The sequence below is a fragment of the Bacillus sp. NMCC46 genome, assembly GCF_002998465.1.
In the GTDB taxonomy this organism is placed as follows: domain Bacteria; phylum Bacillota; class Bacilli; order Bacillales; family Bacillaceae; genus Bacillus.
Map to the genome: position 1 here is coordinate 120749 of NZ_PVQZ01000006.1, position 24541 is coordinate 145289.

Here is a 24541-nt window from a genome sequence, read left to right on the forward strand (position 1 = left end):
CACAGCATGCGGTATTTTCGATTTTTATCAGAGGCGAGGCAGCACGATCTTTTTTTCAAGCGGCCAGGGGCGATGCATTCACTGACACCGAGGCATGTACTTGCGCATGCATTAGGTGCTACTTTGTATATGCCTGCGACAAGACAAGATATAGCAGATATGCTGCTGTCACAGAAATATGAAGCGCTTTGCTCTGTTGTATTTTGCTTGGAGGATGCCATCGGTGATCAAGAAGTGGACATGGCCGAACAGAATCTAGTGGCACAATTGGCCAGTCTCAAAGAGAAAGTAACGCATGCTCCTGAAACGGCTGAACATTTGCCTCTTTTATTTATTCGTGTTCGTTCGCCGAAACAGCTGCTTAAAATGGCAGACTTGCTCGGTTCCTCTCTTCAATTACTTACCGGTTTTGTGTTCCCGAAGTGTTCAGTTCATAATGCGAAGGATTATTTGGACAGTCTGAAACAGGCATCGTCCCAAACGCGGACAACACTTTATGGGATGCCCATTTTGGAAACACCCGATTTATTAGAAAAAGAAACAAGAGATACGGTGTTGTCTGAGTTAAAGCAGATCTTGCTGAATGACGAGGAATATATTTTGAATATTCGCATTGGGGCAACGGATCTTTGTGGTTTGTACGGTATTCGCCGTGATCGTGACACGACCATCTATGAGATCAAATTGATTGCAGATTTAATCACAGATATCATCAATTATTTTGGGCGTTCCTTTGTAATATCTGGGGCTGTGTGGGAGCATTTTGGCCCTGCTCGAAAGGAACAAAAGCCATTCATCCGTGCGCTTTCTCATAGGAGCGGTGAACCGTCTTTATCTGAATTTGATGACGTACAAGGTTTACTCAAGGAGACAAAACTCGATGTGGCTAACGGCATTCATGGAAAGACGGTCATTCATCCAACACATCTTAAGCCGGTGCAAAGCATGTATGTTGTGACGAAGGAAGAGTATATGGATGCATTAAGCATTCTTGAACATGCAGACGGCACAGTTGGCGTAATGAAGAGTACCTTCTCTAATAAAATGAATGAAACGAAGCCGCATTACCGGTGGGCAGAGCACATTTTAATTAAGTCAGATATTTACGGGGTGTTTCATGAAAATAGAAGCTATATCGACATACTCACAGAAGCAGAAGCCGCATACGCTGAGCATCTTGGAACATATGGAAGTTGAGCTTGATCTTAAAGAAGGTGCGCTTCAGCTGGAAAAAGAGCATCTTTTTGACATGGCAGCAAGAGTGAACAAAAAAAGAGCCTTTTTATTCGTTAGTAAGGTGCTCGGTAAGCATATTCCTGTTCATCCAGTAAAACCGCTTCTTGTCTCGGGTCTTTTAGCCATGGCGTATGCACAAGAGCAAACAGGCAAGACGTCTCCGCATCAAGACCTTTTAGTAGAAGCACTCAAGACGGATGACCACACGGCATTAACTAAAGCCTACGAAGCACTCAAAAAAGAGAAGCTTTCATCAGGAAAACAGCCGATCGTGATCGGCTTTGCAGAAACAGCAACAGCACTGGGTCATGGTGTGTATGACGTAATAGAAGGAGCATCTTACATCCATACGACACGTGAACAGCTGCTGGATCTTGATCCTTCATTGGTATTTGAAGAAGAGCATTCGCATGCAACGGATCAGCTTTGTTATGCAGACGAAGCATTACTTCGCACAGACCGTCCCATCGTGCTAGTAGATGATGAAGTTACGACAGGCCGTACGAATATCAATATCATTCGGGACCTTCATGCAAAGCATCCGCGGCATTCTTACACGATTCTTTCTATTTTGGACTGGCGGACAGAGGAGCACGAGAAAGCCATGTGTGAGCTTGAAGAGGAGCTTGGTATTCACATCACATCATTGTCTTTATTAAAAGGGCAAATGGTCTTTCGGGGAAAAACGCTGGATGAGCCAGCTTATTCGTATGAGATTGCTGAGCAAAAGGATCTGCCAAGTCTCTCTGTTCACTCTCTTCAATCTTTCTTTAAGCACGAGCCGTATGCACTTTCTCATGCAGCAAATTCGGCAGGTCATTCGCCATATATACATGAAACGGGCCGTTTTGGTTTAAACGCAGCAGATACGGCAGCCATCGACCAAGCAGCTGCAGAGGCTGGGCTGAAACTGAAAAAGGAACGCAAAGGAAAGCAGACACTTTGTTTAGGAACAGGTGAGCTGATGTATGTGCCGATGAGACTGGCTGCACATATGGGAGAAGGCGTTCTCTTTCATTCAACGACGAGAAGCCCAATTCACCCTGTTGAAAAGGATGGATACGCTGTTCAAAATGGGTTTACCTTTGTGAGTCCAGAGGATGCCCGAATTCAGCACTACGTGTACAACATACCAAAAGATCAATACGATGATGTATTTCTCTTTTTTGAGAAAAAGGTCTCTCAGGAGGCATTGCGTCCGCTTGTTCACTTATTTGCCGAGCGGCATGTGAAGCATGTGCATATTGTGACTTTATCAGACGAGGTGAAGGTGAATGGCTAATGTGTATACAAAGATGGGAAGCTATCCAGAGCAGGATGTAACCTTCTTACTCAAAGATTTATCATCCATTGAGATGGAGAAAAGTACAGAAGAGCGGGAGCGTTCGATTCAGAGCGGTGCGCATTATTCAGAAATGCTGCCGATTGAGTATAAACCAACGGAATCTTATATGGATTTATTCTATCAATCTCTGAAAGAAAGTAAGGAAAAGGTAGCAGAAGCCGTAGCTGTGGTAGCAGAACAGATTGTGAAAAAGCGAGGCTTCCAAACGGTTCTTTGCAGTTTGGCTAGGGCGGGAACGCCGATCGGGGTGCTCATCAAACGATATATTCGAAAGACATATGGTCTTGAACTGCCTCATTACAGCATCTCTATTATTCGTGACCGAGGAATAGATGAGAATGCGCTGCATTATATGCTCAAAGAACATCCGGGCTTTGAGGTTGCCTTTATTGATGGATGGACCGGAAAAGGTGCGATTTCGAGAGAGCTCCAAAAAGCTGTGATTGATTTTGAAAGAAAGTATGATATTCGTCTTTCTAGTGAACTGGCTGTACTAGCTGACCCTGGCTATTGTACAAATGTCTACGGAACGAGAGAGGACTTTCTCATTCCAAGTGCTTGCTTGAATTCGACGGTATCTGGACTTGTCAGTCGAACGGTACTAAACAACCGCTGGATCAGTGCCGATGATTTCCATGGGGCGAAGTATTATGAAGAGCTGCTTGATGAGGATGTGTCCAATCTGTATGTGGATACAATTGAAGAAGCATTTTCTAGCCTCGAACCAAATGTACGTGAGAAAGCAGAGACCATCCTCACACAGGGAATGCCTGCGGACTGGCAGGGGATGGCGTCCATTGAAGCGATCGGTCAGGAGTTTCAAATTAAAAATACCCATTTGATTAAGCCGGGTGTTGGTGAGACGACCCGTGTGCTGCTTAGAAGAATCCCTTGGAAAATCCTGATTCAGCCTGGGTCTCAGGAGAAGCTGAAGCATATTTTGCTTTTGGCAGAGGACAGAGGCGTTCCTGTCATTGAATATGCCAATATGTCCTATACGTGCTGTGGGCTCATTCGTCCGCTGGAGCAGACGTCATGAAGACAAGTGCGTTTGCCAGTGATTTAGACCGGACACTGATTTACTCACATCGAGTGCTGGATCAGTATGAGTATGAAGGAGATTATGATTTAGTTGAGGTGCTGGATGAACGGCCGCTTTCCTATATGTCGGTTGAAACGAAAAAATCCTTGCAGACAATCCATCAACTGGGCTGGTTCATTCCAGTGACGACAAGAACGACTGCTCAGTATGAACGGATCACCTTCTTTCAGCAAGAGCTCCAACCGGAGTATGCCGTCACGACAAATGGAGGCTGTATCCTTCATCACGGCAAGCCGCTTGAGGATTGGCAGGCTATCGTTGATGAGAGGCTCAAAGCGTGTATGTCAGTCAGAGAGATGCTGAGAGCCATCTCCGACCTTCCAGTTGCGGCATGGGTGAAGCGTACCCGGACAGCAGAGGGAAGATTTCTTTATTTGATAATGAAAGATGAGTATTTATCTCGCATTCCACTTGCTGAATTGAAGCTGTGGGGCGAGGAAAGAGGCTGGCAGGTTTCTCTTCAAGGACGGAAGCTTTATTTTATTCCGGAGCCGCTGAATAAGTGGGATGCTGTTGCTTTTTTAAAGGAACGGCTGGAGCTTGAATATGTATATGGTGCAGGCGATTCCCTTTTAGATGCAGGTCTTATTCGTCAGGCGGATATGGGCTTTGCCCCAAGGCATGGAGAAGTGCTCGACTTTGACCCACTACTTGAGCCGACAGCAGCATCGGGCATGGCAGCAGCAGATGAAATCACCGCTTGTGTCATGAAGCAGATGACGACCGTAAAAAAGCCTTCGATTCGATAGCAGAAGTAGAAGGGTGAATGATATGATAGTAGTAGCTTTCGAGAAAATATAGGAGAAAGGAAGGAGCGGCGTGAGTTATAAAGAAATCGATGTCAACCATACACGGGCGGAGCAGGAAGCCTGGAAAAACGTGCTGAAAAAGCCGCTCCCTGAAAGAGACGGTTATGTAAAGGACGAGCATACATTGTCCTTGCCGCGTCTCGCCGCCCGGGTCCTTGGAACTCCGCATGATGCAACCGATTATTTTATTTATTTACATGAATTATATGAAACAGATGGCGTTCATATTTTAAGTGAAACGCTCAATCGTCATATTGAGCCGGAGCATTTTCAAGCGCTTCAACGCATTCATTTGATTAACCAAGAAGAAAAGGGATTATCCGTGAATCGCTTTGTGGCTTTTTTAGATGGTGAACAGCTGATTGTACGCCATCCAAATCCTGTGATGAACCGGCATATCCGCCTTTCATTGATCAAGGTGTTTGAGCATTTCAAACAGATGCATGAGGGTGGATTTCAACATCCCGATTTCCGCCGGGTTCTGCTGGATGTAGTGAAGTTTTCAAATAATCATCTAGGTCCATGGCTGAAGGAAGTCAATATAGAAGAAAAAATGCCGGCTGTCATTTGGTATGGAGAGGCGAATAAAAGTCAGCTTTATTTTCTTTACTATGTCATGCTGATTGGCTGTGATGTTGTGCTATTTCATCCAGAGGGCGAGGATTCGTTCCGCGAATTAGATCCAGAAGAAAAGCTGACTTTTATTGATCAGTATCCGGGAAATTCAAAGCTTGAACCGTTCCCTACTGAAAAGCTTGAGAGGAAATCAACGGTGGCGTACCGCTCGACAAGAGAGCTTGAAGAGGTGCTCCACACGGAAGATTCAATGCTGTATAAGCCGTGGCAATTCAGAGATCATACCCCTCATTCCATTACGCTGAAGACAACGTATGATGAGCTGTTTTTAATTGCAAAGGAACGTTCCTTTATTCGCCCTAATTTTCAAGCAGACCGGGACACGATACAGATTCCGAATCTCTTTGCGAAAATGATGGGGATCACACGAGACAAGCGTGAATACTGGGATCGTATCCATACGTTAATGGAAGGGAAAGAGACGAAGACCATTCGCCATTTTCCTTTTACGAAAGAAGTGTCTTCGAATTATCAATTTCATTATCAGCATGCCCTTTCTTCTGCTGGAGAGATTGATCCTGAATTATTAATGAAAAGCAATGTATGGCAGTTTTCTCATCTATATGAGGGCGCGCAGCGTGCGATAGCAGAGGCGATATCTCGAATCTGTCAGCATCCAAAGCTATTAAAAGAAGGCAATGAGACCGAATTAGATGTCCGTATTTATTTATTCAAACAGATACTGCATATCGGTCAGGAGCTCATTGAACTCATTCAAACCTTTGATTATGCACAAACCGTACCGAAAGTGATTTTATACCATACGGAATATAATGGTGAGCTGACTCGTTCTGATGCGGCTGCCCTCATTTTCCTAAACGAAATGGGGGTGGATCTCTTCGTGTATCATCCGGCGGGATACCAGTGTATCGAGCGGTATATAGATGACCAATTATTTGATACCCATTGGCTTGATGAGATGGTCATGAATCAGGAGTTTAAAGAGCCATCCATCGTCAGAAAGTTATTTCAATCCATTAAAAATCGATAAGGAGATCAAAGCTTATGACAAATACAAACGGAAATGACATCATTTCAATTGATAAAGAGGAAATCTCCATTGAGAAGGCAGACGATATCCGCGTTCAGCTTCGAAATGAACCAGAAGTGCAAAATATTGCGAGACAGATCGATGCGAAAAATCAGCTGGAGCTGCTTGAATACGGAAAACAGCCGGCCGTTGAAATCTCTAAGTTCTCTGATCGTATTCTTTCGATGATGCGTTCAACAAGTGTCACTGACTCAGGAACGATGCTGACGCAGCTTGGAAAAATTATGGATCGTTTTGATAAAAATGATTTTGACGAGCCAAAGGGTGGTTTGTTATCAAAAATCTTTAAACGCGGCGGCAGCATGATTGAAAAGATTTTCAGTAAATATCAAACGCTCGGTGCAGAGATTGAAAAAATTAATGTAGAAATCAGTAAATATAAAGACGAAATGACCAAATCGACTGTGACGCTTGAAGAAATGTATGAGCATAACATTCAATACTATATGGAGCTTGAAAAGTATGTTGTTGCAGGTCAAATGAAAATCGAAGAATTAAAGCAATTGGTTCCTTCTTATGAAGAAAAAGCGGCTAGTGGAAACCAGCTGGCACAAATGGAGCTTGATACACTTCGTAACGGCATTCAAGCATTGGAAGAGCGTGTATATGACCTTGATATGGCACGGATGGTGGCTCTTCAAACGGCACCGCAAATTCGTTTGCTGCAGCGTGGGAATACGAAATTAATCGGTAAAATCAACTCTGCGTTCATCATCACCATTCCAATTTTTAAAAATGGGATCATTCAAGCTGTTACAGCGAAGAGACAAAAGCTTGTGGCTGATTCAATGAGTGAGCTGGATAGAAGAACAAATGAAATGCTGAAACGAAATGCTGAAAACATCTCAAGTCAAAGTGTGGAGATTGCCAAATTGTCTGGACGTCCAAGTATCGACATTGAAACGATCGAATCTTCCTTTAATACGATTGTACAAGGGATGAAAGAGACGAAACAGATCGAAGAAGAAAACAAACGATTACGCGAAGATGGAACAAAACGTATGCTTGAATTGCAAGATAATATTAAGCGGGCTGCCCTAGAGTCCTAAAAAATAAGCTGTCTGTAACTAAAGTTGCAGGCAGTTTTTCCATCAATTTTATTAAAATTTGAAGAAAAAAGGTTTTTATGTGACCATTTTCGGGTAAATCCTGTTCAGGGGAATGGTTCACCCACGTTTGGAAAAGTCCGCTATGGTGAGGATTCGAGTTGTTTTTTAGCATAATTAGGAATTTCCAGTAAAATATTGTCTGGTGAGAGGAAATACCCCGTAAAATATGTAGTTTATGAAGCATTCTATAGGATTTACGAGTAATACGGCGTATAAACTCTAATCACCAGACCTCTATATGGAATTCATACATATTGTGCGGAAATAAGCGAATTCTAAAGATTGTTCGCATCATAACGCTTATGTTACGGTTATAAAGATGCTAATTTGGAGGGAAAATATGAATTCTGAAGAGAGAACTATCAAAATCAAGATAAATAATGTATCTAAAATTTTCGGTAAAAATGCTAAAAAAGCATCTCAAATGCTTGGAAAAGGGAAAACAAAAAGAGAGATCCTAAAAGAGACCGGCGCAACAGTTGGTGTCAATCGAGCAAATTTTGATGTGTATGACGGCGAGATATTTGTCATCATGGGGCTATCAGGGAGCGGAAAGTCCACACTTGTGCGGCTGCTAAATAGGTTAATCGAACCAACCTCCGGAGAAATATTTATTGATGGGGATATGATAACAAATATGTCAAAGGATCAATTGCGTGAAGTCAGACGGAAAAAGATCAGCATGGTCTTCCAAAACTTCGCATTGTTCCCCCACCGTACGATTCTTGAGAACACAGAGTACGGTCTTGAATTACAAGGTGTAGACAAAGAAGAACGCCGCTCAAAAGCGCTTGAGTCCTTAAAGCTTGTTGGACTTGAAGGCTTTGAAGAACAGTACCCAAACCAATTAAGTGGCGGGATGCAGCAGCGTGTTGGATTGGCACGTGCATTAGCAAATGACCCTGACATTTTATTAATGGATGAAGCATTCAGCGCACTCGATCCATTAATTCGTAAAGATATGCAGGATGAATTGCTTGAGCTTCATACATCTGTAGGAAAAACGATCATTTTCATTACCCATGATTTAGATGAGGCGCTTCGGATTGGCGACCGCATTGTGCTCATGAAGGACGGAAATATCGTTCAAATCGGAACACCAGAAGAAATCCTGATGAACCCATCGAATGAATATGTTGAACGTTTCGTTGAAGATGTCGACCTTTCTAAAGTATTAACCGCTGGTCATATTATGAAACGTGCAGAAACAATTCAGATCGACAAAGGGGCACGTGTTGCGCTCACGCTCATGAAAAACCTTGGGATTTCGTCTATCTATGCAGTAGATAAGAAAAAGCATTTATTAGGTGTTATTTCTGCACAAGCAGCGAAAAAGGCGGCAGAAATGGGAGCGTCGCTTGAAACAGTTCTCGATAAAGAATTCACGACAGTATTGGAATCTACGTATTTGACAGAAATCTTTGACGCAGTGTCTGATGCAGCAAACATTCCAATTGCTGTTGTCGATGAGAAAAACAGAATGAAGGGTATTGTGGTCAGAGGTGCATTAATTGGTGCGTTATCAGGTAATGATGAGTATATCAACATGTCTTCTAACAAACTTGAGGAAATTAAAACACAAGAGCCTTCTGCACAGGAGGTAGAATAAGATGTTTAGTATGAGTGATTTACCTAGAATTCAGTTCGCGGATTACATTGATCGATTTGTTGACTGGTTAACATTAACGTTTGGTGGTTTCTTTGATGGCATCACAAATGGATTAGCAGGCACAGTAAATGGAATTGTGGCAGCACTTGGTGTGATTCCATCCATTATTTTAACCCTTATTTTTGCCGGCATTGCCTGGTGGATCAGTACAAGAGGAGTTGCTCTTTTCACACTTATTGGATTTTTGCTGATCGACTATTTAGGCTACTGGCATCCAATGCTACAAACACTTGCGCTCGTTTTGACAGCTGTGGTCATTTCCATCGTGATCGGGGTTCCGATCGGTATTTGGGCATCACAGAAGGAAACTGTGCGTAAGATTGTAACACCTATTTTAGATTTAATGCAGACAATGCCTGCATTCGTTTATCTATTACCAGCAATCTTCTTCTTTAACATTGGCGTTGTGCCTGGGGTTGTAGCATCAGTTATTTTCTCCATGCCGCCAACGATTCGTATGACGATTCTCGGTATTAAACAAGTACCAGCTGATTTAATTGAAGCAACAGAAGCATTTGGTTCAACGACATTCCAGCGTTTGTTCAAAGTTCAGCTTCCACTTGCAACAAAAACCATCCTAGCTGGTATTAACCAAAGTATCATGCTTGCTCTATCAATGGTCGTCATTGCGGCAATGGTAGGTGCGCCAGGACTTGGTTCAGAAGTATATAGTGCGGTAACGCAGCTGAAAACAGGAATTGGTTTTGAAGCAGGTATTGCCATTGTGATTGTGGCGATTACACTCGACCGTATTACACAAAACATTAAAACGAAAAAAACCAGGGGGAATGCTTAATGTGGAAAAAGTCTCTCTACATTGGGATGACCGCCCTGCTTGTCTTTTTACTAGCCGCTTGTGGCGTGAAGTCAGATTCAAATGCGAGTGCAGCACAGCAGGTGAATAAAACCATTATCGGCATTGATCCGGGTTCAGGGATTATGGCGCTAACGGATCAAGCGAAAAAGGATTACGGCTTAGAGGATTGGACGGTTGTGTCTGCATCAAGTGCAGCTATGACCGCAACGCTCAAGAAATCTTACGACCGTAAAAAGCCAATTATTATCACTGGCTGGAATCCACACTGGATGTTTACTCGCTATGATTTAAAATATTTAGAGGATCCAAAGAAATCTTACGGTGAAGCGGAAGAGATTCATACGATTTCACGTAAAGGTTTTGCAAAAGATCAGCCGGAAGCAGCCAAAATGCTTAGTCAATTTAAATGGTCTCAAGATGACATGGGCGAAGTCATGATGGATATCCAAGATGGTATCAATCCAAAGGATGCAGCCGTTAAATATGTGAAGAAACATAAAGACCAAGTAGCGAAATGGACAAAAGGCGTGAAAAAGTCGAATGGTGACAAAGTCAATCTTGCCTACGTTGCGTGGGATAGTGAGATTGCAAGTACCAATGTCGCTGCAGAAGTACTGCGTGAGCTCGGATTTGAAGTGACCTTGACTCAGGTGGAAGCAGGTCCAATGTGGACAGCAATTGCAACTGGAAGTGCGGATGCCTCATTATCTGCTTGGCTGCCAAATACGCATAAAACGTATGCAGCGAAGTTTAAAGGGAAATATGATGATCTAGGCACAAGTATGAAAGGTCTTCGCATGGGGCTAGTTGTTCCGACATATATGAAGAACGTCAACTCGATTGAGGATTTGAAAAAATAGCCTATAGTGATGAGGTTCCCTTATAATAGAAGGGAGCATATGAAAAAGCAGTCTGCTCAAAAAGCGGCTGCTTTTTTCTTATATAAGGATGGTGGACGAGTTGTCGATGATGGATAAGCCAATCATGATTTTCCTGCATGGCGGAGGAGTCAGCAGCTGGATGTGGCAGGAGCAGATGGAAACATTCAAGGAAGCGTATGAATGCTATACGCCTGATCTGATTGGTCATGGGACAAGAGCAAATGAACAGTCATTTTCCATGCGAGAAAGCGCTCTTGAAGTCATCTCGTGGTTCAAGCAGCATGCGCGCGGCCGTAAAGTGATACTCATTGGATTCTCTCTAGGTGCACAGGTTGCCGTTGAAGTGTTATCGAATGAGCCTGATATCGTAGACATAGCCGTCATCAACAGCGCTCTTGTGATGCCGCTGCCGTGGCTTTACTTGATGGTGAGACCTCTTTTACCTCTTACGTATCCATTATTAAAGAAAGATTGGTTTATCCAGCTCCAAGCTGAAAAGATGGGGCTTCCAAACGATGTACTGAATGACTATGCGGCGGATTCGAAGAGTTTGCAGAAGAAAACCCTTCTGACGATGTTTCAAGAAAATCTCCATTACAAGCTCCCAGACACGTTTCAACAAGCGAAGGCACGGATTCTTGTCACAGTGGGAGAAAAGGAAAAAGGTATCATGAAACGGTCAGCAAAGAAAATAACGACATCACATCCGAAGGCAGCAGGTGTCGTCGTTCCTGATATTGGACATACATTTACGTTTGAAAAGAAAGAACTGTTTATTGATATGATTCAATCCTTTATAGAAGAGCGTGCGTTACCAGTGGAATTAAAGGAAATCAAGTAGCCGAAAGTGAAGACAGGCATAAAAGAGGCAGTTAGATCTTAGAACCTATATGATATAGGCATAAAACGCTTACAGATGAGCTGCAGTCTGACTGAAAGCTCATGAGCTGTAGAAGGAGGAGCTATGAGTAAAAACTATATCATATTCGGTGCGAGTCAAGGCTTAGGGGATGCTTTTGTAAAAGGTCTTCCTTCAAGAGGAGATACAGTTTGGATTGTGTCTCGAAGTGAACCGAGCAGTTTGAACATAGATGACGGTGTACATAGAATTTGGCTGAAAATTGATTTATCAAGCCAAACCCACATCCCTTTTATGCTCGAAGCATTGGAGAATCAAACCATTGATGTTCTCATCTATAACATTGGTTTATGGGAAAAACGAGGCTTTGAAGATGATTATTCATTCGATCACGATCAGCCAGAGGATATCGCTCATTTAATCAATGTGAATGTCATCTCTACGATTACTTACATCCAAGCACTGCTTCCGCACGTAAGGAAATCGGAGAATGGAAAAATCATCGTGATTGGCTCAACGGCGGGACTCGATCATACAAACCTGCCGCAAGTTTCTTTTGTCGCATCTAAATTTGGCCTGCGCGGAATTGTGAATGCACTGAGAGAGCATGTGAGAAAAGATAAAATATCTGTTACCTGTATCAATCCAGGAGAGCTGGCGGCAGAGGTTCCATATGAAGATGGTGCCGAAAAAGCCATCGCTCTATATGATGAAACGAGAATCCCTGTACAGGATATAGTAGAGCTTGCGAGATGTGTGATTCATTTATCAAGGGTATCCTGTGTAAAAGAAATCAATGTCCCAGCCATGACAGATTTGAATGCGTAATATAAAGAAGACCACCCGTTTAAAGAAAAAACGGGTGGTTTTTTGATTTTATGATGAATGCTGCTGAAGTGTTTGATAAACAGCTTCAGTCAAAATCTCAATGCCGGTAAAGATAGCAGAGCGGTCGAATGTCATATAAGGATGATGTAGACCGGGCTCTAGATCACAGCCTAAACCAAGCATCGTGGATTTGATATGCGGAACCTTTGCTGCATAAAAGTGAAAATCCTCTCCGCCTGTCGTGACGATCGGGGGATCGAGCTGTTCTTTGCCTAAAACCTGTTCAATGGCATGAGACATGATCTGGACAGCTTCCTCATTTAAGGTTGCGGCAGGCAGACGGTGATCGGTTGAAAGGGTAATGGAAGCGCCAAAGGCATCCGCTACAGCATGTACGGCTCTTTCAATTTCTTTTTCTAGTTCATCCATCACAACATTTGTTTGTGCCCTGACATCCAATGTAAAAGAAGCTTTGCCAGGGATGATGTTTGAACTGCCTCCGCCAGCATTCAGGTTGGTCATTTTCACAGAATGTGCAACTCTTGGGTCGACATGGATATGCGCGAGTCTCTGTACGAGGGTAGAAGCCACTTCAATGACGTTGACCCCAAGATGCGGGCGTGCACCGTGGGCTTCCTCTCCAATAATTGTGCCGATGTAATGATTACTCGATCCATGCAAAATGGCAGGTGCACAGCGTCCGTTTAATGTTTCTTGAATTGGGCGCACATGCACTCCGTATAAGTAATCAACGTCTGCTAACACACCTTTTTCAATCATTTTCAGCGCGCCGCCGCCTTTTTCCTCAGCAGGCTGAAAAATGAAGCGGATGGTGCCGTTCGGGAGCTCCTTTTCCTTTAATGCCATGAAGGTGCCGAGAGCCATTGTCATGTGTGCATCGTGACCACATGAATGATTGGCTTGAAACTCACCATCTACTTCCTGCCAAAGTGCATCAATATCGGCTCTCACAGCGACCACTGGTGCGCCTTCTCCCATTTCACCAATCACTCCTGTACAGTCGTCAAATGTTCGAGTCTTGCAGCCCATTTTTTTTAATATGCCTTCAAGATAAGCCGTCGTATTCGTTTCTTCCCAGCTGATTTCTGGGTGGGCGTGCAGGTGTTCAAAGATGTCTGTCACGGTCTGTTGCATTTCGTTTGTCAAAGTTGTCATGAGTAGCCTCCTTGCTGACAGAAAATCTGCCAAAACATTCTTTTAGTGAAATAATATTGATCTTAAATATCATCAGTGTTTATAATATAACACATCATTTGATTATTCAGAAAATTAAGTGAAATTCCGATCGGGACAAAGGGGTTTTGACACATGAAAACAGCGGCAGTATCAGCACCAGAGAAACAAAAACGAAAACTTCAAATGCCGGATGCGTATGTTCTCTTATTTATCATTGCGCTCATTTGTACCATTGCAACGTATTTTGTACCAGCGGGTGAATTTGATCGAAAGACATCAGGGGAAATCACAACAGCTGTTCCTGGCAGCTTTCACCGCATTGATCAATCACCCGTGAGTCCCGTTGGCTTTTTTACAGCCATTCAGGAGGGGATGGTAGGGTCCTCTTCTATTATTTTTCTCATTCTATTTACTGGCGGAACCATTGCCATTTTGGAGAAAACAGGTGCTATTAACGGAATGATTCACCATGTCATCAGCAGGTTTCAAACGAAGCAATTATTGTTTATTTGTATTGTTGGAGGATTATTTTCGGTGCTTGGAACGACCGGCATTGTCGTGAACTCTGTTATAGGATTTATTCCAATCGGGATTATTGTGGCAAGGTCCTTGAAATGGGACGCTGTGGCAGGAGCAGCGGTCATTTACATCGGCTGTTATGCTGGATTTAACGCAACCATTTTGTCTCCATCTCCACTAGGTTTATCTCAAACGATTGCAGAGCTGCCGATCTTTTCTGGCATTGGCCTGCGTGTCATTATTTATCTTTGCTTTCTTATATCTAGTATTGTGTACATCTATTTATATACAAGACGCCTGAAGAATAAAGAAAAGGGAAGCCTTCTTGGTGATCAATGGTTTCCTGCGAAGGGGCTTGGCGGAGCTGATGCGGAATCTGTGGACAAGCCTGCATTTACCGGCAGACATAAGCTGATTTTAGCGGTGTGCGGATTGTCTCTTGGGGGCTTCTTATATGGCGCGCTTCAGCTTGGCTGGACCGATAAGGAAATGGCAGGTGTGTTCATTTTTATGGCCATTGCTGCTGGATTGCTTGGCGGATTAGCAGCCAATGATATTGCGAAAACATTTATTGTCGGCTGTCAAAGCCTTGTGTACGGCGCACTCATTGTCGGAATGGCACGCTGCATTTCTGTCATTTTAGAAAACGGTAAGCTGCTGGATACAGTGGTCAATGGCTTGGCGAGTATGCTGACAGGATTTAGTCCAATTGCTGGTGCGATCGGGATGTATATTGCGAGTGCGCTTCTTCACTTTTTGATTTCATCAGGATCAGGAGAAGCGGTTGTCTTTATTCCAATTCTTGCGCCACTGGCTGATTTAATGGGCATCACAAGACAGGTAGCTGTAGAAGCAGTGATGCTTGGTGAAGGGGTGGTTAACTGTATCAATCCGACGTCAGGTGTGTTGATGGCTGTGCTTGCTGCAAGTGGTATTCCTTATGTGAAGTGGCTGCGTTTTATGGTGCCGCTTGCGCTCATTTGGTTTGTCATTGGCCTTGTCTTTATTTGTATCGGCGTTATGATCAACTGGGGACCTTATTAAACATGTATAAAGCTGCTGACAATTGTTTGGCAGCTTTTTTCTTGTGGAAATATGCATGGAGACAGCGCTTTGAAAGCACAATAAGTGTGTTCACAAATTCGCTACATATTTTTTTTGAGCAACCCCCTTGCAAAAGTTTGTGAAGTGTTGCACAATAAGAATGTGAAATACTTCACATAAGAAAAACAACCTAGTTTTACTCAGGAGGATGAGATAAATGACAAACGAAAAAGTAAACAAAGTAGCACTTATTGGAGCAGGTTTTGTAGGCAGCAGTTATGCCTTTACATTAATAAATCAAGCGATCACAGATGAATTGGTTGTCATCGATTTAAATCAAGATAAAGCAATGGGTGACGTCATGGATTTAAACCACGGGAAAGCATTTGCTCCGCATCCTGTGAATACATGGTATGGAGATTATGAGGATTGTAAGGATGCAGACATTGTATGTATCTGTGCTGGTGCGAACCAAAAGCCAGGTGAAACGAGACTTGACCTTGTTGAGAAAAATTTAAATATATTTAAAGGCATTGTAGACAATGTGATGAAAAGTGGATTCGATGGTATTTTCTTAGTCGCCACGAACCCTGTTGATATTTTGACATATGCCACTTGGAAATTCAGTGGCCTGCCAAAAGAGCGAGTGATTGGCAGTGGAACCACACTTGATACTGCAAGATTTAGATACATGCTCAGTGAGTACTTTGAAGCAGCGGCACACAATGTGCATGCGTACATCATTGGAGAGCATGGGGATACAGAGCTTGCTGTGTGGAGTCATGCGAATATCGGAAGTGTACCCATTACAGAATTAATGAAGAGAAATGATCAATACAAACAAGAAGATTTAGATGAGATGATGGAAAATGTCCGCCATGCCGCTTACCAAATCATTGAGAAAAAAGGCGCCACTTACTACGGCGTAGCGATGAGTTTGGCCCGCATTACAAGAGCGATCCTGCACAATGAAAACAGTATTTTGACCGTCAGCACTTACTTAGATGGAGAGTATGGAGCAGAAGATGTCTACATTGGTGTACCTGCCCTTGTGAATCGAAATGGCGCAACAGAAGTGATGGAGCTTGCACTTAATGATACAGAAAAAGAACAATTCGCACACAGTGTGAATGTGTTAAAAGAGATTTTGGCTCCTCATTTTTAATCAAAAGCAACCTATCTGAGCAGAAAAGGATGAATCACTATGTGGCAGCAAATATATAATCCGTTTGGTAATGAGTTCGTGAGTGCATTGGTAGCAATGCTCCCAATTTTGTTTTTCCTGCTTGCATTAACTGTATTTAAGTTAAAAGGTGTTTTAGCCGCTTGTTTTACCTTAATCGTCAGCTTTGTAACAGCTGTTTTCTTCTTTCATATGCCAATTGAAAAGGCATTATCTGCTGTGCTGCTCGGTATATCTAATGGGCTGTGGCCGATTGGATATATCGTCATCATGGCGGTATGGCTCTATAAAATTGCTGTGAAATCTGGAAAATTCGATGTCATTCGTTCTAGTATTGCAGGAATCTCTCAAGATCAACGTCTTCAGCTATTATTAATTGGTTTTAGTTTTAATGCATTTTTAGAGGGAGCCGCTGGGTTTGGTGTACCGATTGCGATCAGTGCTGCTCTCTTAACAGAGCTTGGGTTTAAACCGCTGAAAGCTGCGATGCTCTGCTTAATTGCCAATGCTGCGTCTGGCGCATTTGGTGCTGTGGGTATCCCAGTCATTACAGGGGCGCAAATGGGCAATATGACTCCGCTTGCGTTATCTCAAACCCTTGTGTATACGATACCGTTTATTTCATTCTGTATTCCGTTCCTCCTCATTCTCATTGTGGACGGATTCAAAGGGATTAAAGAAACGCTCCCTGCCTTGCTTGTTGTAAGTGGAAGCTATGCCATTTTACAAGCTGTCACAATGGTGACAATGGGTCCTGAGCTTGCCAATATTATTTCAGCTTTAGCAAGTATGGGCATTTTGGCTTTATTTCTTCGAAAATGGCAGCCGAAACACATTTATCGTGAAGAAGGAGCACCAGCCATTGAACAGAAACAAACGTATCGCGGCATTGAAGTGCTGAAAGCATGGTCTCCGTTCTATATTTTAACCGCCATTATTACGGTATGGAGTCTTCCAGCATTTAAAGCATTGTTTGCTGTAGGAGGCCCGCTCAACTGGACAACCATTTTAGTGAGAATGCCTTTTTTGCATCAGCAAATTGTGAAATTACCACCAATTGCACAAACAGAAACACCTATTGATGCGATCTTTAAAATTGATGTCATCAGTGCAACGGGTACTGCCATTCTGATTGCGGTGATGCTGACAGGTTTGTTTAGCAGACATATTACATTAACAGAAGGAGCTGCCTGCTTAAAAGCATCAGTGAAAGAGCTTTGGGTACCTGTTCTTACCATTTGTTTTGTCATGGGCTTTGCCAACTTGGCGAACTTCGCTGGACTAAGTTCAGCCATTGGGCTTGCACTTGCCAAAACAGGCGATTTGTTCCCGCTTGTCAGCCCGGTGCTTGGCTGGATCGGGGTGTTTATTACAGGATCTGTCGTGAGTAACAACGCCTTATTCGGCAACCTTCAAGCGGTCACTGCTTCTCAAATCGGCTCACAGGCAGGTTTGTTAATCGGGGCAAATACAACTGGCGGGGTCATGGCAAAATTAATTTCTCCACAATCCATCGCCATAGCTACAGCAGCTGTTGGAGAAACAGGTAAAGAATCTGAGCTCTTCCAAAAGACCGTGAAGTACAGCTTCATCCTGCTCGGCATTGTGTGTATATGGACATTCATTCTTGCTCAATTTGTATAGGTTTAAAAAAAGACTGAGACAGCTCTCAGTCGCAGCGTGTAGATAAACCCTCGCATTCTTTGTCCGGTCTGTGCTCCGGTGCTCGTCCTTCCTAGACTGCAAAGGTTTTCTATCACGCTGAAAGAAGGAAGACAAAGGGCTAAAACAAAGATCATTTTAGCCCTTTGTCAACAAAAAAGACTGAGACAGCTCTCAGTCTTTTTTGTTTATGTCGATTCCCTTGTCACAAGCCGGGTAGGCAGATGGATATGTTCACGCTGTAATGGTTTTTGGTCTTGCAGGATCTCGATTATTTGCTGCACAGACCGCTGGCCAAGCTCTACGATCGGGATGTCAATTGTGGTGATTGTTGGAGCTGTCACCTCGCAAATGTCTTGATTGTCATAGCCGATCACCGCTAGATCCTTAGGGATTTGATAACCGTATGAAATGGCCTGTTTAATGAGCCCTGCTGCGACTTGATCATTACCCGTGAAAATGGCATCAGGTGCATTCTTCATGTCATGGATGACATCCATTAAGCGAAAACCGTCTTCAATGGTGAAGGCCTCCCCGAAAAGCCAATCGTCATGCAGCGGCAAGCCGTGTGCAGAAAGTGCATCAAGATAGCCCTGTTTCCTTTGTTTTTGTGCTTCACTGCTTTCAGTATCAAAGCAAAATCCAATCGATCTTCGCCCTGACTGAATCAAGTAGTCAACCGCTTTATAGGCGGCTTCCCGCTCATCGTATCCAATAATCGGGATGTCTGCTGTTTGATGATATTCGTTCGCCATGACAATAGGGCCGTTCGTTAAAAATGGCTCGATCTTTTCCCACGGATTTTCTAATGCCCCTAATATGACCCCATCTACTTCTCTTTTTTTTAATAATTGAAGCCCTTCAAGCTCTAACGATTCCTGATAAAACGTCTGAAGCACGATGGCTTTATAACCTTGATCCAGTACTTCCTTTGATATGCCTTTAATCAATTGTGCAAAAAAAGGATGGTCCACAGCCGGGACAGACACAGCAATGGTTTTTGTCTGATGTGAACGAAGAGTGCGAGCCGCTGAACTCGGTGTATATTCCATTTCTTTCATCACCTGTAAAATGAGCTGACGCTTTTCCTCTGACACATATGGATGATGATTCAGCACTCTGGAAACGGTGGTGGTTGAAACCCCGCAGCGTTTGGCAATTTCATAAATTGTACACATATTAACAAATCCTTTACACAAAGTTATTGTTCTGAAATCGATAACATCATTTACAATGTGAAACAAGTTAAATATTAACAAATGGAATTGATTAATTGGAGGGAATGGAATGCAAATATTGACGAAGATATCAGGTAAAAGCAAGGATTATCTTCCTTTGCTGGATATGATCAATCAAGGTGTTCAAGTAAAGTCTGATTCAGTTGAGAAGCACCTAGCAAATGAAAAGCTGGTGACGTTCCTTGAGCAAGATATAGGGCGCACAGGCTTGGAAAAAATTCTCTTCCATTATAAACAAAATAAGGAAAAAAAGATACCATTTCTGCCAGTTGATAAACTGATTTCAGAGGATGAGATCGATGATATCATGCAGGTGTTGAAAGAAGTATTGAGTTCTGGCCGTTTTACTTCAGGGCCATATATTCCGGCGTTTGAAAAGCAGCTCGCTGAGTACTTAGGGAAGAAATATGTCATTGCCACGTCAAGTGGAACAGATGCCCTAATGATCAGCCTCATATCAGCAGGCGTCCATCCGGGAGACGAGGTCATTTTGCCAGCGAATAGCTTTGCTGCAACAGAAAATGCAGTGCTTGCGATTGGGGCTGTTCCGGTCTATGCCGATATTGATCCAGATACTTACTGCTTGGCACCGAGTGAAATTGAGAAGCATATCACAGATCAAACGGCATGCATTCTTCCGGTTCATTTATATGGAAAGCAAGCGGATATGAAGGCCATTTCGGCGATTGCAAAACAGCATGGGTTGAAAATCATTGAAGATGGCTGTCAGGCGATCGGCAGCAGCGGCCTTGGAGCATATGGAGATGGACTTGTTCTCAGCTTTAATCCATACAAGAATCTTGGTGTCTGCGGCAAAGCAGGAGCTATCGCGACAAATGATGAAGCCTTAGCGGAAAAATGCATGGAGATCAGCTATCACGGCTTTGAAGTAGGAAAGAAAAATGTCAAACGCAGTGACTATGGATTTAATTCTAAAATTGATAATTTGCAGGCAGCGATCGGACTCGAACGCATGAAGTATTTAGGGTTACAAAACTTTAAACGCTTTTACTTAGCAAAGCGATATATTGACCAGCTGCAAACGCTTGAGGATGAAGGATACTTGAAGCTTCCGAAGCTGACGGATGATCATGTCTGGCATCTGTTCCCGATTAGAGTGTTGAAGGGAGAACGAGATGAGCTTGCAGCGAAATTGCTGGAAATGGGCATAGAAACAGATGTTTATTACCCGATTCTATCGCATCAGCATCAAACAAATCTTGTTTCTCAAAAGTATAAACAAACGACACTTCCACACACGGAAAAAGCAGCACAGCAATTACTTCACTTGCCGCTGTATCCAGGCATGCCGCTGCAAGATCAGGAGAAGGTCATCGAGGGGGTTCATCATGTTATCAAGTCTTCCATTCAATAAAAAGCTGCTGAATCAGCCGGAAAATCCGAAGTGGATCGTCTTCTGTGACTTTGATGAAACCTATTATTCTCACGGAATGACCGATGAGCAGAGAGAGGATGTAAAGCGGCTGGAAGCCTTTGTGGCAGAAAAGAGCGAAGCAGGACAGCTCATGCTTGGCTGGGTCACGGGAAGCAGCCTCGATTCTGTCACAAGTAAAATGGAAAAAGGCGGTTTTCATCAATTCCCGCATTTCATTGCGTCGAACTTAGGAACTGAAATTGTGTATACATCGGAAGCTCGTTTTGGACAGCCAGATGCGGAGTGGATGAAGCGGCTGGATGCGCAGGGCTTTTCAGATGAAAAAATTGAAGACATCCTGGAAACCGTACGTGAAAAGGGAATTCATCTCAGACCGCAAACGCAGCTGGGCAGCTCAGGGTATAAGAAGAATTTCTATTATCAGGAGCAGGATGAACGGACAGATCTTCATCATCTATCATTCATCCAAACACTTGCCAAAGAGCGCGGGGTGGCGGTCAACATTAACAAATGCAATCCGCTCGCAGGAGACCCTGCGGATTGCTATGATGTCGATTTTTTACCAGTCGGAACAGGGAAGGATGAAATTGTCCGCTTTATGCTGAACCAATATGATCTGTCGAAAGATCAAGGCTTTGCCTTTGGAGATAGTGGGAACGATTTGCGGATGCTTCAATCCGTCACGCATGGTTTCCTCGTCCAAAATGCGACGGTCGAAGCCAAGCGGCACCATCATCAGATTTGTCATCATGGGTATGCAAAAGGAATCTATGAAACACTGAAAACAGTGATGTATAAACATGAGGAGGCACATTCATGAAGAAAATTGGAATTGTTGGAGCAGGGAATATTGCAAAAGCTCATGCAAGAGCATTATCAACAATCAAAGGTGCAGAGTTATCCGGTGTCTATGATTTGCACGAGTCAGTTGCACAGGGATTCATTAAACAGTACGGCGGACGTGTGTATTCAAGTATTGAAACACTAGCAGATGCATCTGATGGGTTGATCATTGCCTCCCCTAATTTTTGTCACAAAGACCATGCCCTTCAGGCACTAAGAGCAGGACAGCCCATTTTATGTGAAAAGCCGATGGCTGTGTCGCTGAAGGAAGCGAAGGAAATGGTGGAGACAGCCAAACAGTTCCAGGTTCAAGCCAGTATGGGCTTTAACTATCGTTACTTATCCTTTGTGAATATTTTGAAGAACTTGATTGCCAATGGTGAATTAGGCCGCATTTTGACCGTCAGGACTCATTTTAAGAAAAACAGTGCCCTCAGAAGAAAGACATTTTCATGGAGAGACGGCGGTGAGAGTCTGCGCACGAGCGGTGCATTAGGGGATCTTGGTATTCATTTAATTGATATGCTGTGGTACTTATTTGGCAGTGACATGAAGAAAGAATCACTTAATACCAAGATGCTGACACATGTAAAGGAAAAAGAAGAGAAAAAGGTGCAGGTGGATGATCATACCGAAATTTTCGGTCAGATGGAGAATCAAGTGTTCTTTCACTTGGTCACATCCAAAAGCACGCAGCCTGAGGAATGCGGATTTAGTGTAGAAGTCGTTGGTCATGACAAGGTATTCAAATACCATACGAACATGAAAAACGAATATGAGATCAGTGATGGATTGTGTGTGGAGCGTCATCAAATGCCGCAAACCCTGCTGACAGATCCGCCAAATGAATTTTACGGATGGTCTGATACGTTCCGTGATCAGCTGATGCACTGGGTGAATACAGATTCATATCCATCTCATATGAAAGTGGCTGATTTTGTAGATGGGTATCGCGCACAGGCTGCGCTCAATACATGCTTCGAGAGGGAAGAGGCTGTCAAGTCTGCCCGGACATATTAAAGAGGTGGAGCGGAGGATGTCATGACTCCGCTCCTTTTTAGAGGAAGTGAAAAGATGAAAAAAGTATTTTATTTTGGCTGTGTCTTTTATTTTTTTATTGGGACCATTCATGTGTTTTTTGGCAGCTTAACTCCTTATTTACTGTCAAGTTACGATAAGGGTCCCGGGGAATTATCTTCTTTAATCTTTTTTCAGTTTATTGGTTTTTTGACAGGTGTTCTGTTATCCCCCATTCTTGTGAGGAAAAAAGGCTATGGCGCTGTTCTGACCATGGGTCTTTTGCTGATGATCGGGTCACTTCTCCTTGGACTTTTGGTGCCGGGCTGGACAACACTTGTGCTGGCAGGTTTTTTTCTTGGGAGCGGTGCAGGCAGTCTTGAGACCACAGCCGGAGCGTATGTGATTTCGATGGCAAACAGTGCGAAGCGAATCAGCATCATGGAGGTCTTTTTTGGGTTAGGAGCGCTATTATTTCCACTTGTGATTCTGCTCACTGTCACTGAACAGACGTGGCACTATGTGTTTTTATTTCAAGTCGGTGCACTGACTTTCTTTCTTATGCTCTGGCTTGCCTTTATGAACAAATTGCCTCGTGGACAGATGGCTTCTTCTTCCAATTCCAATGGGATGAGAAAACCGTCCTTACTTGTTGATCGAAACAATCGAATGATTGTGGTGCTCATGATCTGTTTTGCTTTTTTCTACGCAGGGATTGAAACGAACTTTGCGAACTTTTTGCCGTCGATCATGCTGGATAAAGGGGGAGACAACTGGAGTCTTTTTGCGGTTTCTACCTTTTGGACAGCGATCGTCATTGGCAGAACTGTCATTGCGAGAAAAGCTGATCAGCTGCATCCGCTGCGTTTTTTAAAGCTAAGCGCAGCACTCATGATTGTGCTGCTCGTTGTATTTGCCCTGACAACCCACATCGCCGCGCAGCTGCTTCTCATCTTTTTCATCGGCCTGTGCGCAGCTGGCATGTTCCCAATCGCACTGACTGCATCTGCATTAATGATTGAAAATGCCATCGACGAGGCAACGAGTTACTTTATTGCAGCCGCAAGTTTAGGCGGAGCCTGCTTGTCCTTCTTGATTGGCTTTAGTCTTGAATGGGCAGGAGCAGCAAGTGCCGTCTTTGTTTTCGCCTTCTTAGCTGTTCTTCTGTTTGCAGCTGCGATTCAAATGAATCGTGCTAAGAAAAAGGATACGGTCCTGTCGCAGCAATCGGCGCTGAAAGCCGATCGGTAAGCAATATCCAATGTCTCCTTGAGTCCACCTGAAAAGATGACAAAGGACTTGTACTAAAACACAGAACGTTTGAATAATATGTACAAGTCAGCATCAAAAGGAGGACGTCTATGTGGCGGTGTTTTTTGGTTATATCTTTTTAGGGTTGTCACTTTCAGCGCCTGTTGGGCCAGTCAATGCAGCCCAAATCGACAGAGGGATTAAAAGTGGATTTTGGCACGCGTGGATTTTTGGTGTGGGGGCGATGGCCGCGGATATTGTCTATATGCTCCTCATCTATTTTGGTGTCGCCCAGCTTTTGACTGCACCTCTAGTGAAAACCTTTTTGTGGCTGTTCGGCTTTTTCGTTCTGACCTATACGGGCATTGAAAGTCTGCGTAAAATCAATTTGCAGGAGAGCCCGAAAAAGGATGGTGGAAACACTTCGGTTGGTCAGTCGTTCATGACGGGGTTTTTCATTTCTCTTTCCAATCCGCTCAGTATTTTATTTTGGCTTGGCATCTACGGCAGTATTTTGGCTAATACGATTGAAAAGTATGGGGCATCTCAAATGCTGATGTACAGCATGGCTATTTTTATCGGCATGCTGATCTGGGATTTCAGTATGGCGCTGCTTGCTAGTTCGTTTAGGCGCTATTTAAGTGAACGTGTCTTACATGGCTTATCCGTTCTTGCAGGCTTATCTTTACTTGGTTTCGGCGCCTATTTTGGGTATCAAGGGATCATGGCGTTGATTGGGTAGAAAAGCAGACTGATACATTCAGTCTGTTTCAGCGTGTAGACAAACCCTCGCATTCGGTGTCAGTCCTGCGTGCCGGTGCTCACGAATGTCAAATTCGCTCCGCTCCG

General features: G+C 43.5%; 21 protein-coding genes. 19 read left to right on the forward strand and 2 right to left on the reverse strand.

All coding sequences use genetic code 11. The features are described from left to right. Positions 1-6 precede the first annotated feature (6 nt). The 11 genes from C6Y01_RS16115 to C6Y01_RS16165 all read left to right on the forward strand — a co-directional run bounded on the left by C6Y01_RS16115 (position 7) and on the right by C6Y01_RS16165 (position 12342). Complete coding sequence (locus tag C6Y01_RS16115; protein ID WP_095285933.1) at positions 7-1197, forward strand: HpcH/HpaI aldolase/citrate lyase family protein; 1191 nt, start codon at positions 7-9, stop codon at positions 1195-1197. Beyond that, positions 1187-2518, forward strand: a complete 1332-nt coding sequence (locus C6Y01_RS16120; protein ID WP_095285934.1) for a phosphoribosyltransferase family protein — start codon at positions 1187-1189, stop codon at positions 2516-2518. Before C6Y01_RS16115 ends, C6Y01_RS16120 begins: the two co-directional genes overlap by 11 nt. Beyond that, on the forward strand, positions 2511-3620 hold the full coding sequence (locus tag C6Y01_RS16125; protein WP_106038497.1) for a cysteine protease StiP family protein: 1110 nt from the start codon (positions 2511-2513) through the stop codon (positions 3618-3620). The genes C6Y01_RS16120 and C6Y01_RS16125 overlap by 8 nt, the downstream gene beginning before the upstream one ends. Beyond that, positions 3617-4432, forward strand: a complete 816-nt coding sequence (locus C6Y01_RS16130; protein WP_095285935.1) for an HAD family hydrolase — start codon at positions 3617-3619, stop codon at positions 4430-4432. Before C6Y01_RS16125 ends, C6Y01_RS16130 begins: the two co-directional genes overlap by 4 nt. 70 nt (positions 4433-4502) lie before the next feature. Beyond that, entirely contained in the window at positions 4503-6119 is a 1617-nt protein-coding gene (locus C6Y01_RS16135; RefSeq protein ID WP_106038498.1) for a YceG family protein, read from the forward strand. A 14-nt stretch (positions 6120-6133) separates the two neighbouring features. Further along, entirely contained in the window at positions 6134-7228 is a 1095-nt protein-coding gene (locus C6Y01_RS16140) for a toxic anion resistance protein (RefSeq protein ID WP_003217200.1), read from the forward strand. Between the two features lie 400 nt (positions 7229-7628). Next, positions 7629-8897, forward strand: a complete 1269-nt coding sequence (gene opuAA / locus C6Y01_RS16145) for a glycine/proline betaine ABC transporter ATP-binding protein OpuAA (protein ID WP_034664221.1) — start codon at positions 7629-7631, stop codon at positions 8895-8897. A 10-nt stretch (positions 8898-8907) separates the two neighbouring features. Beyond that, complete coding sequence (gene opuAB / locus C6Y01_RS16150) at positions 8908-9753, forward strand: glycine/proline betaine ABC transporter permease subunit OpuAB (protein ID WP_034664471.1); 846 nt, start codon at positions 8908-8910, stop codon at positions 9751-9753. Further along, entirely contained in the window at positions 9753-10634 is an 882-nt protein-coding gene (locus tag C6Y01_RS16155) for a glycine betaine ABC transporter substrate-binding protein (RefSeq protein ID WP_034664219.1), read from the forward strand. The genes opuAB and C6Y01_RS16155 overlap by 1 nt, the downstream gene beginning before the upstream one ends. A gap of 106 nt (positions 10635-10740) precedes the next feature. Next, entirely contained in the window at positions 10741-11496 is a 756-nt protein-coding gene (locus tag C6Y01_RS16160) for an alpha/beta fold hydrolase (protein ID WP_223249954.1), read from the forward strand. Between the two features lie 123 nt (positions 11497-11619). Continuing rightward, positions 11620-12342, forward strand: coding sequence for an SDR family NAD(P)-dependent oxidoreductase (locus C6Y01_RS16165; protein ID WP_106038499.1), 723 nt, complete (start codon positions 11620-11622; stop codon positions 12340-12342). Between the two features lie 48 nt (positions 12343-12390). Here C6Y01_RS16165 and C6Y01_RS16170 read toward each other — a convergent pair whose 3' ends face one another. After that, on the reverse strand, positions 12391-13518 hold the full coding sequence (locus C6Y01_RS16170) for a M20 peptidase aminoacylase family protein (protein ID WP_034664215.1): 1128 nt from the start codon (positions 13516-13518) through the stop codon (positions 12391-12393). Between the two features lie 153 nt (positions 13519-13671). Between C6Y01_RS16170 and C6Y01_RS16175 the strand changes: the two genes are divergently transcribed. The 3 genes from C6Y01_RS16175 to C6Y01_RS16185 all read left to right on the forward strand — a co-directional run bounded on the left by C6Y01_RS16175 (position 13672) and on the right by C6Y01_RS16185 (position 17929). After that, entirely contained in the window at positions 13672-15102 is a 1431-nt protein-coding gene (locus tag C6Y01_RS16175; RefSeq protein ID WP_034664213.1) for a YfcC family protein, read from the forward strand. A gap of 217 nt (positions 15103-15319) precedes the next feature. Continuing rightward, positions 15320-16267, forward strand: a complete 948-nt coding sequence (locus C6Y01_RS16180) for an L-lactate dehydrogenase (protein WP_060595484.1) — start codon at positions 15320-15322, stop codon at positions 16265-16267. A 39-nt stretch (positions 16268-16306) separates the two neighbouring features. After that, entirely contained in the window at positions 16307-17929 is a 1623-nt protein-coding gene (locus C6Y01_RS16185; RefSeq protein ID WP_106038500.1) for an L-lactate permease, read from the forward strand. 206 nt (positions 17930-18135) lie between these two features. On the opposite strand, the gene C6Y01_RS16190 is transcribed toward C6Y01_RS16185, so the two are convergent. Then, positions 18136-19125 carry a LacI family DNA-binding transcriptional regulator gene (locus C6Y01_RS16190; RefSeq protein WP_060595486.1) on the reverse strand — a complete coding sequence of 330 codons (990 nt, stop codon included), beginning with the start codon at positions 19123-19125 and terminating at the stop codon, positions 18136-18138. A gap of 109 nt (positions 19126-19234) precedes the next feature. Here C6Y01_RS16190 and C6Y01_RS16195 point away from each other — a divergent pair, with 109 nt between their 5' ends. The 5 genes from C6Y01_RS16195 (at position 19235) to C6Y01_RS16215 (ending at position 24434) form a co-directional block, all read left to right on the forward strand. After that, positions 19235-20560, forward strand: a complete 1326-nt coding sequence (locus tag C6Y01_RS16195) for a DegT/DnrJ/EryC1/StrS family aminotransferase (protein WP_106038501.1) — start codon at positions 19235-19237, stop codon at positions 20558-20560. Next, entirely contained in the window at positions 20535-21401 is an 867-nt protein-coding gene (locus C6Y01_RS16200) for an HAD-IIB family hydrolase (RefSeq protein WP_034664203.1), read from the forward strand. Before C6Y01_RS16195 ends, C6Y01_RS16200 begins: the two co-directional genes overlap by 26 nt. Next, entirely contained in the window at positions 21398-22444 is a 1047-nt protein-coding gene (locus C6Y01_RS16205) for a Gfo/Idh/MocA family protein (RefSeq protein WP_034664201.1), read from the forward strand. The genes C6Y01_RS16200 and C6Y01_RS16205 overlap by 4 nt, the downstream gene beginning before the upstream one ends. 54 nt (positions 22445-22498) lie before the next feature. After that, entirely contained in the window at positions 22499-23692 is a 1194-nt protein-coding gene (locus C6Y01_RS16210) for an MFS transporter (protein ID WP_034664199.1), read from the forward strand. Between the two features lie 112 nt (positions 23693-23804). After that, positions 23805-24434, forward strand: coding sequence for a LysE family translocator (locus C6Y01_RS16215; protein ID WP_034664197.1), 630 nt, complete (start codon positions 23805-23807; stop codon positions 24432-24434). The last annotated feature ends 107 nt before the right edge of the window (positions 24435-24541 follow it).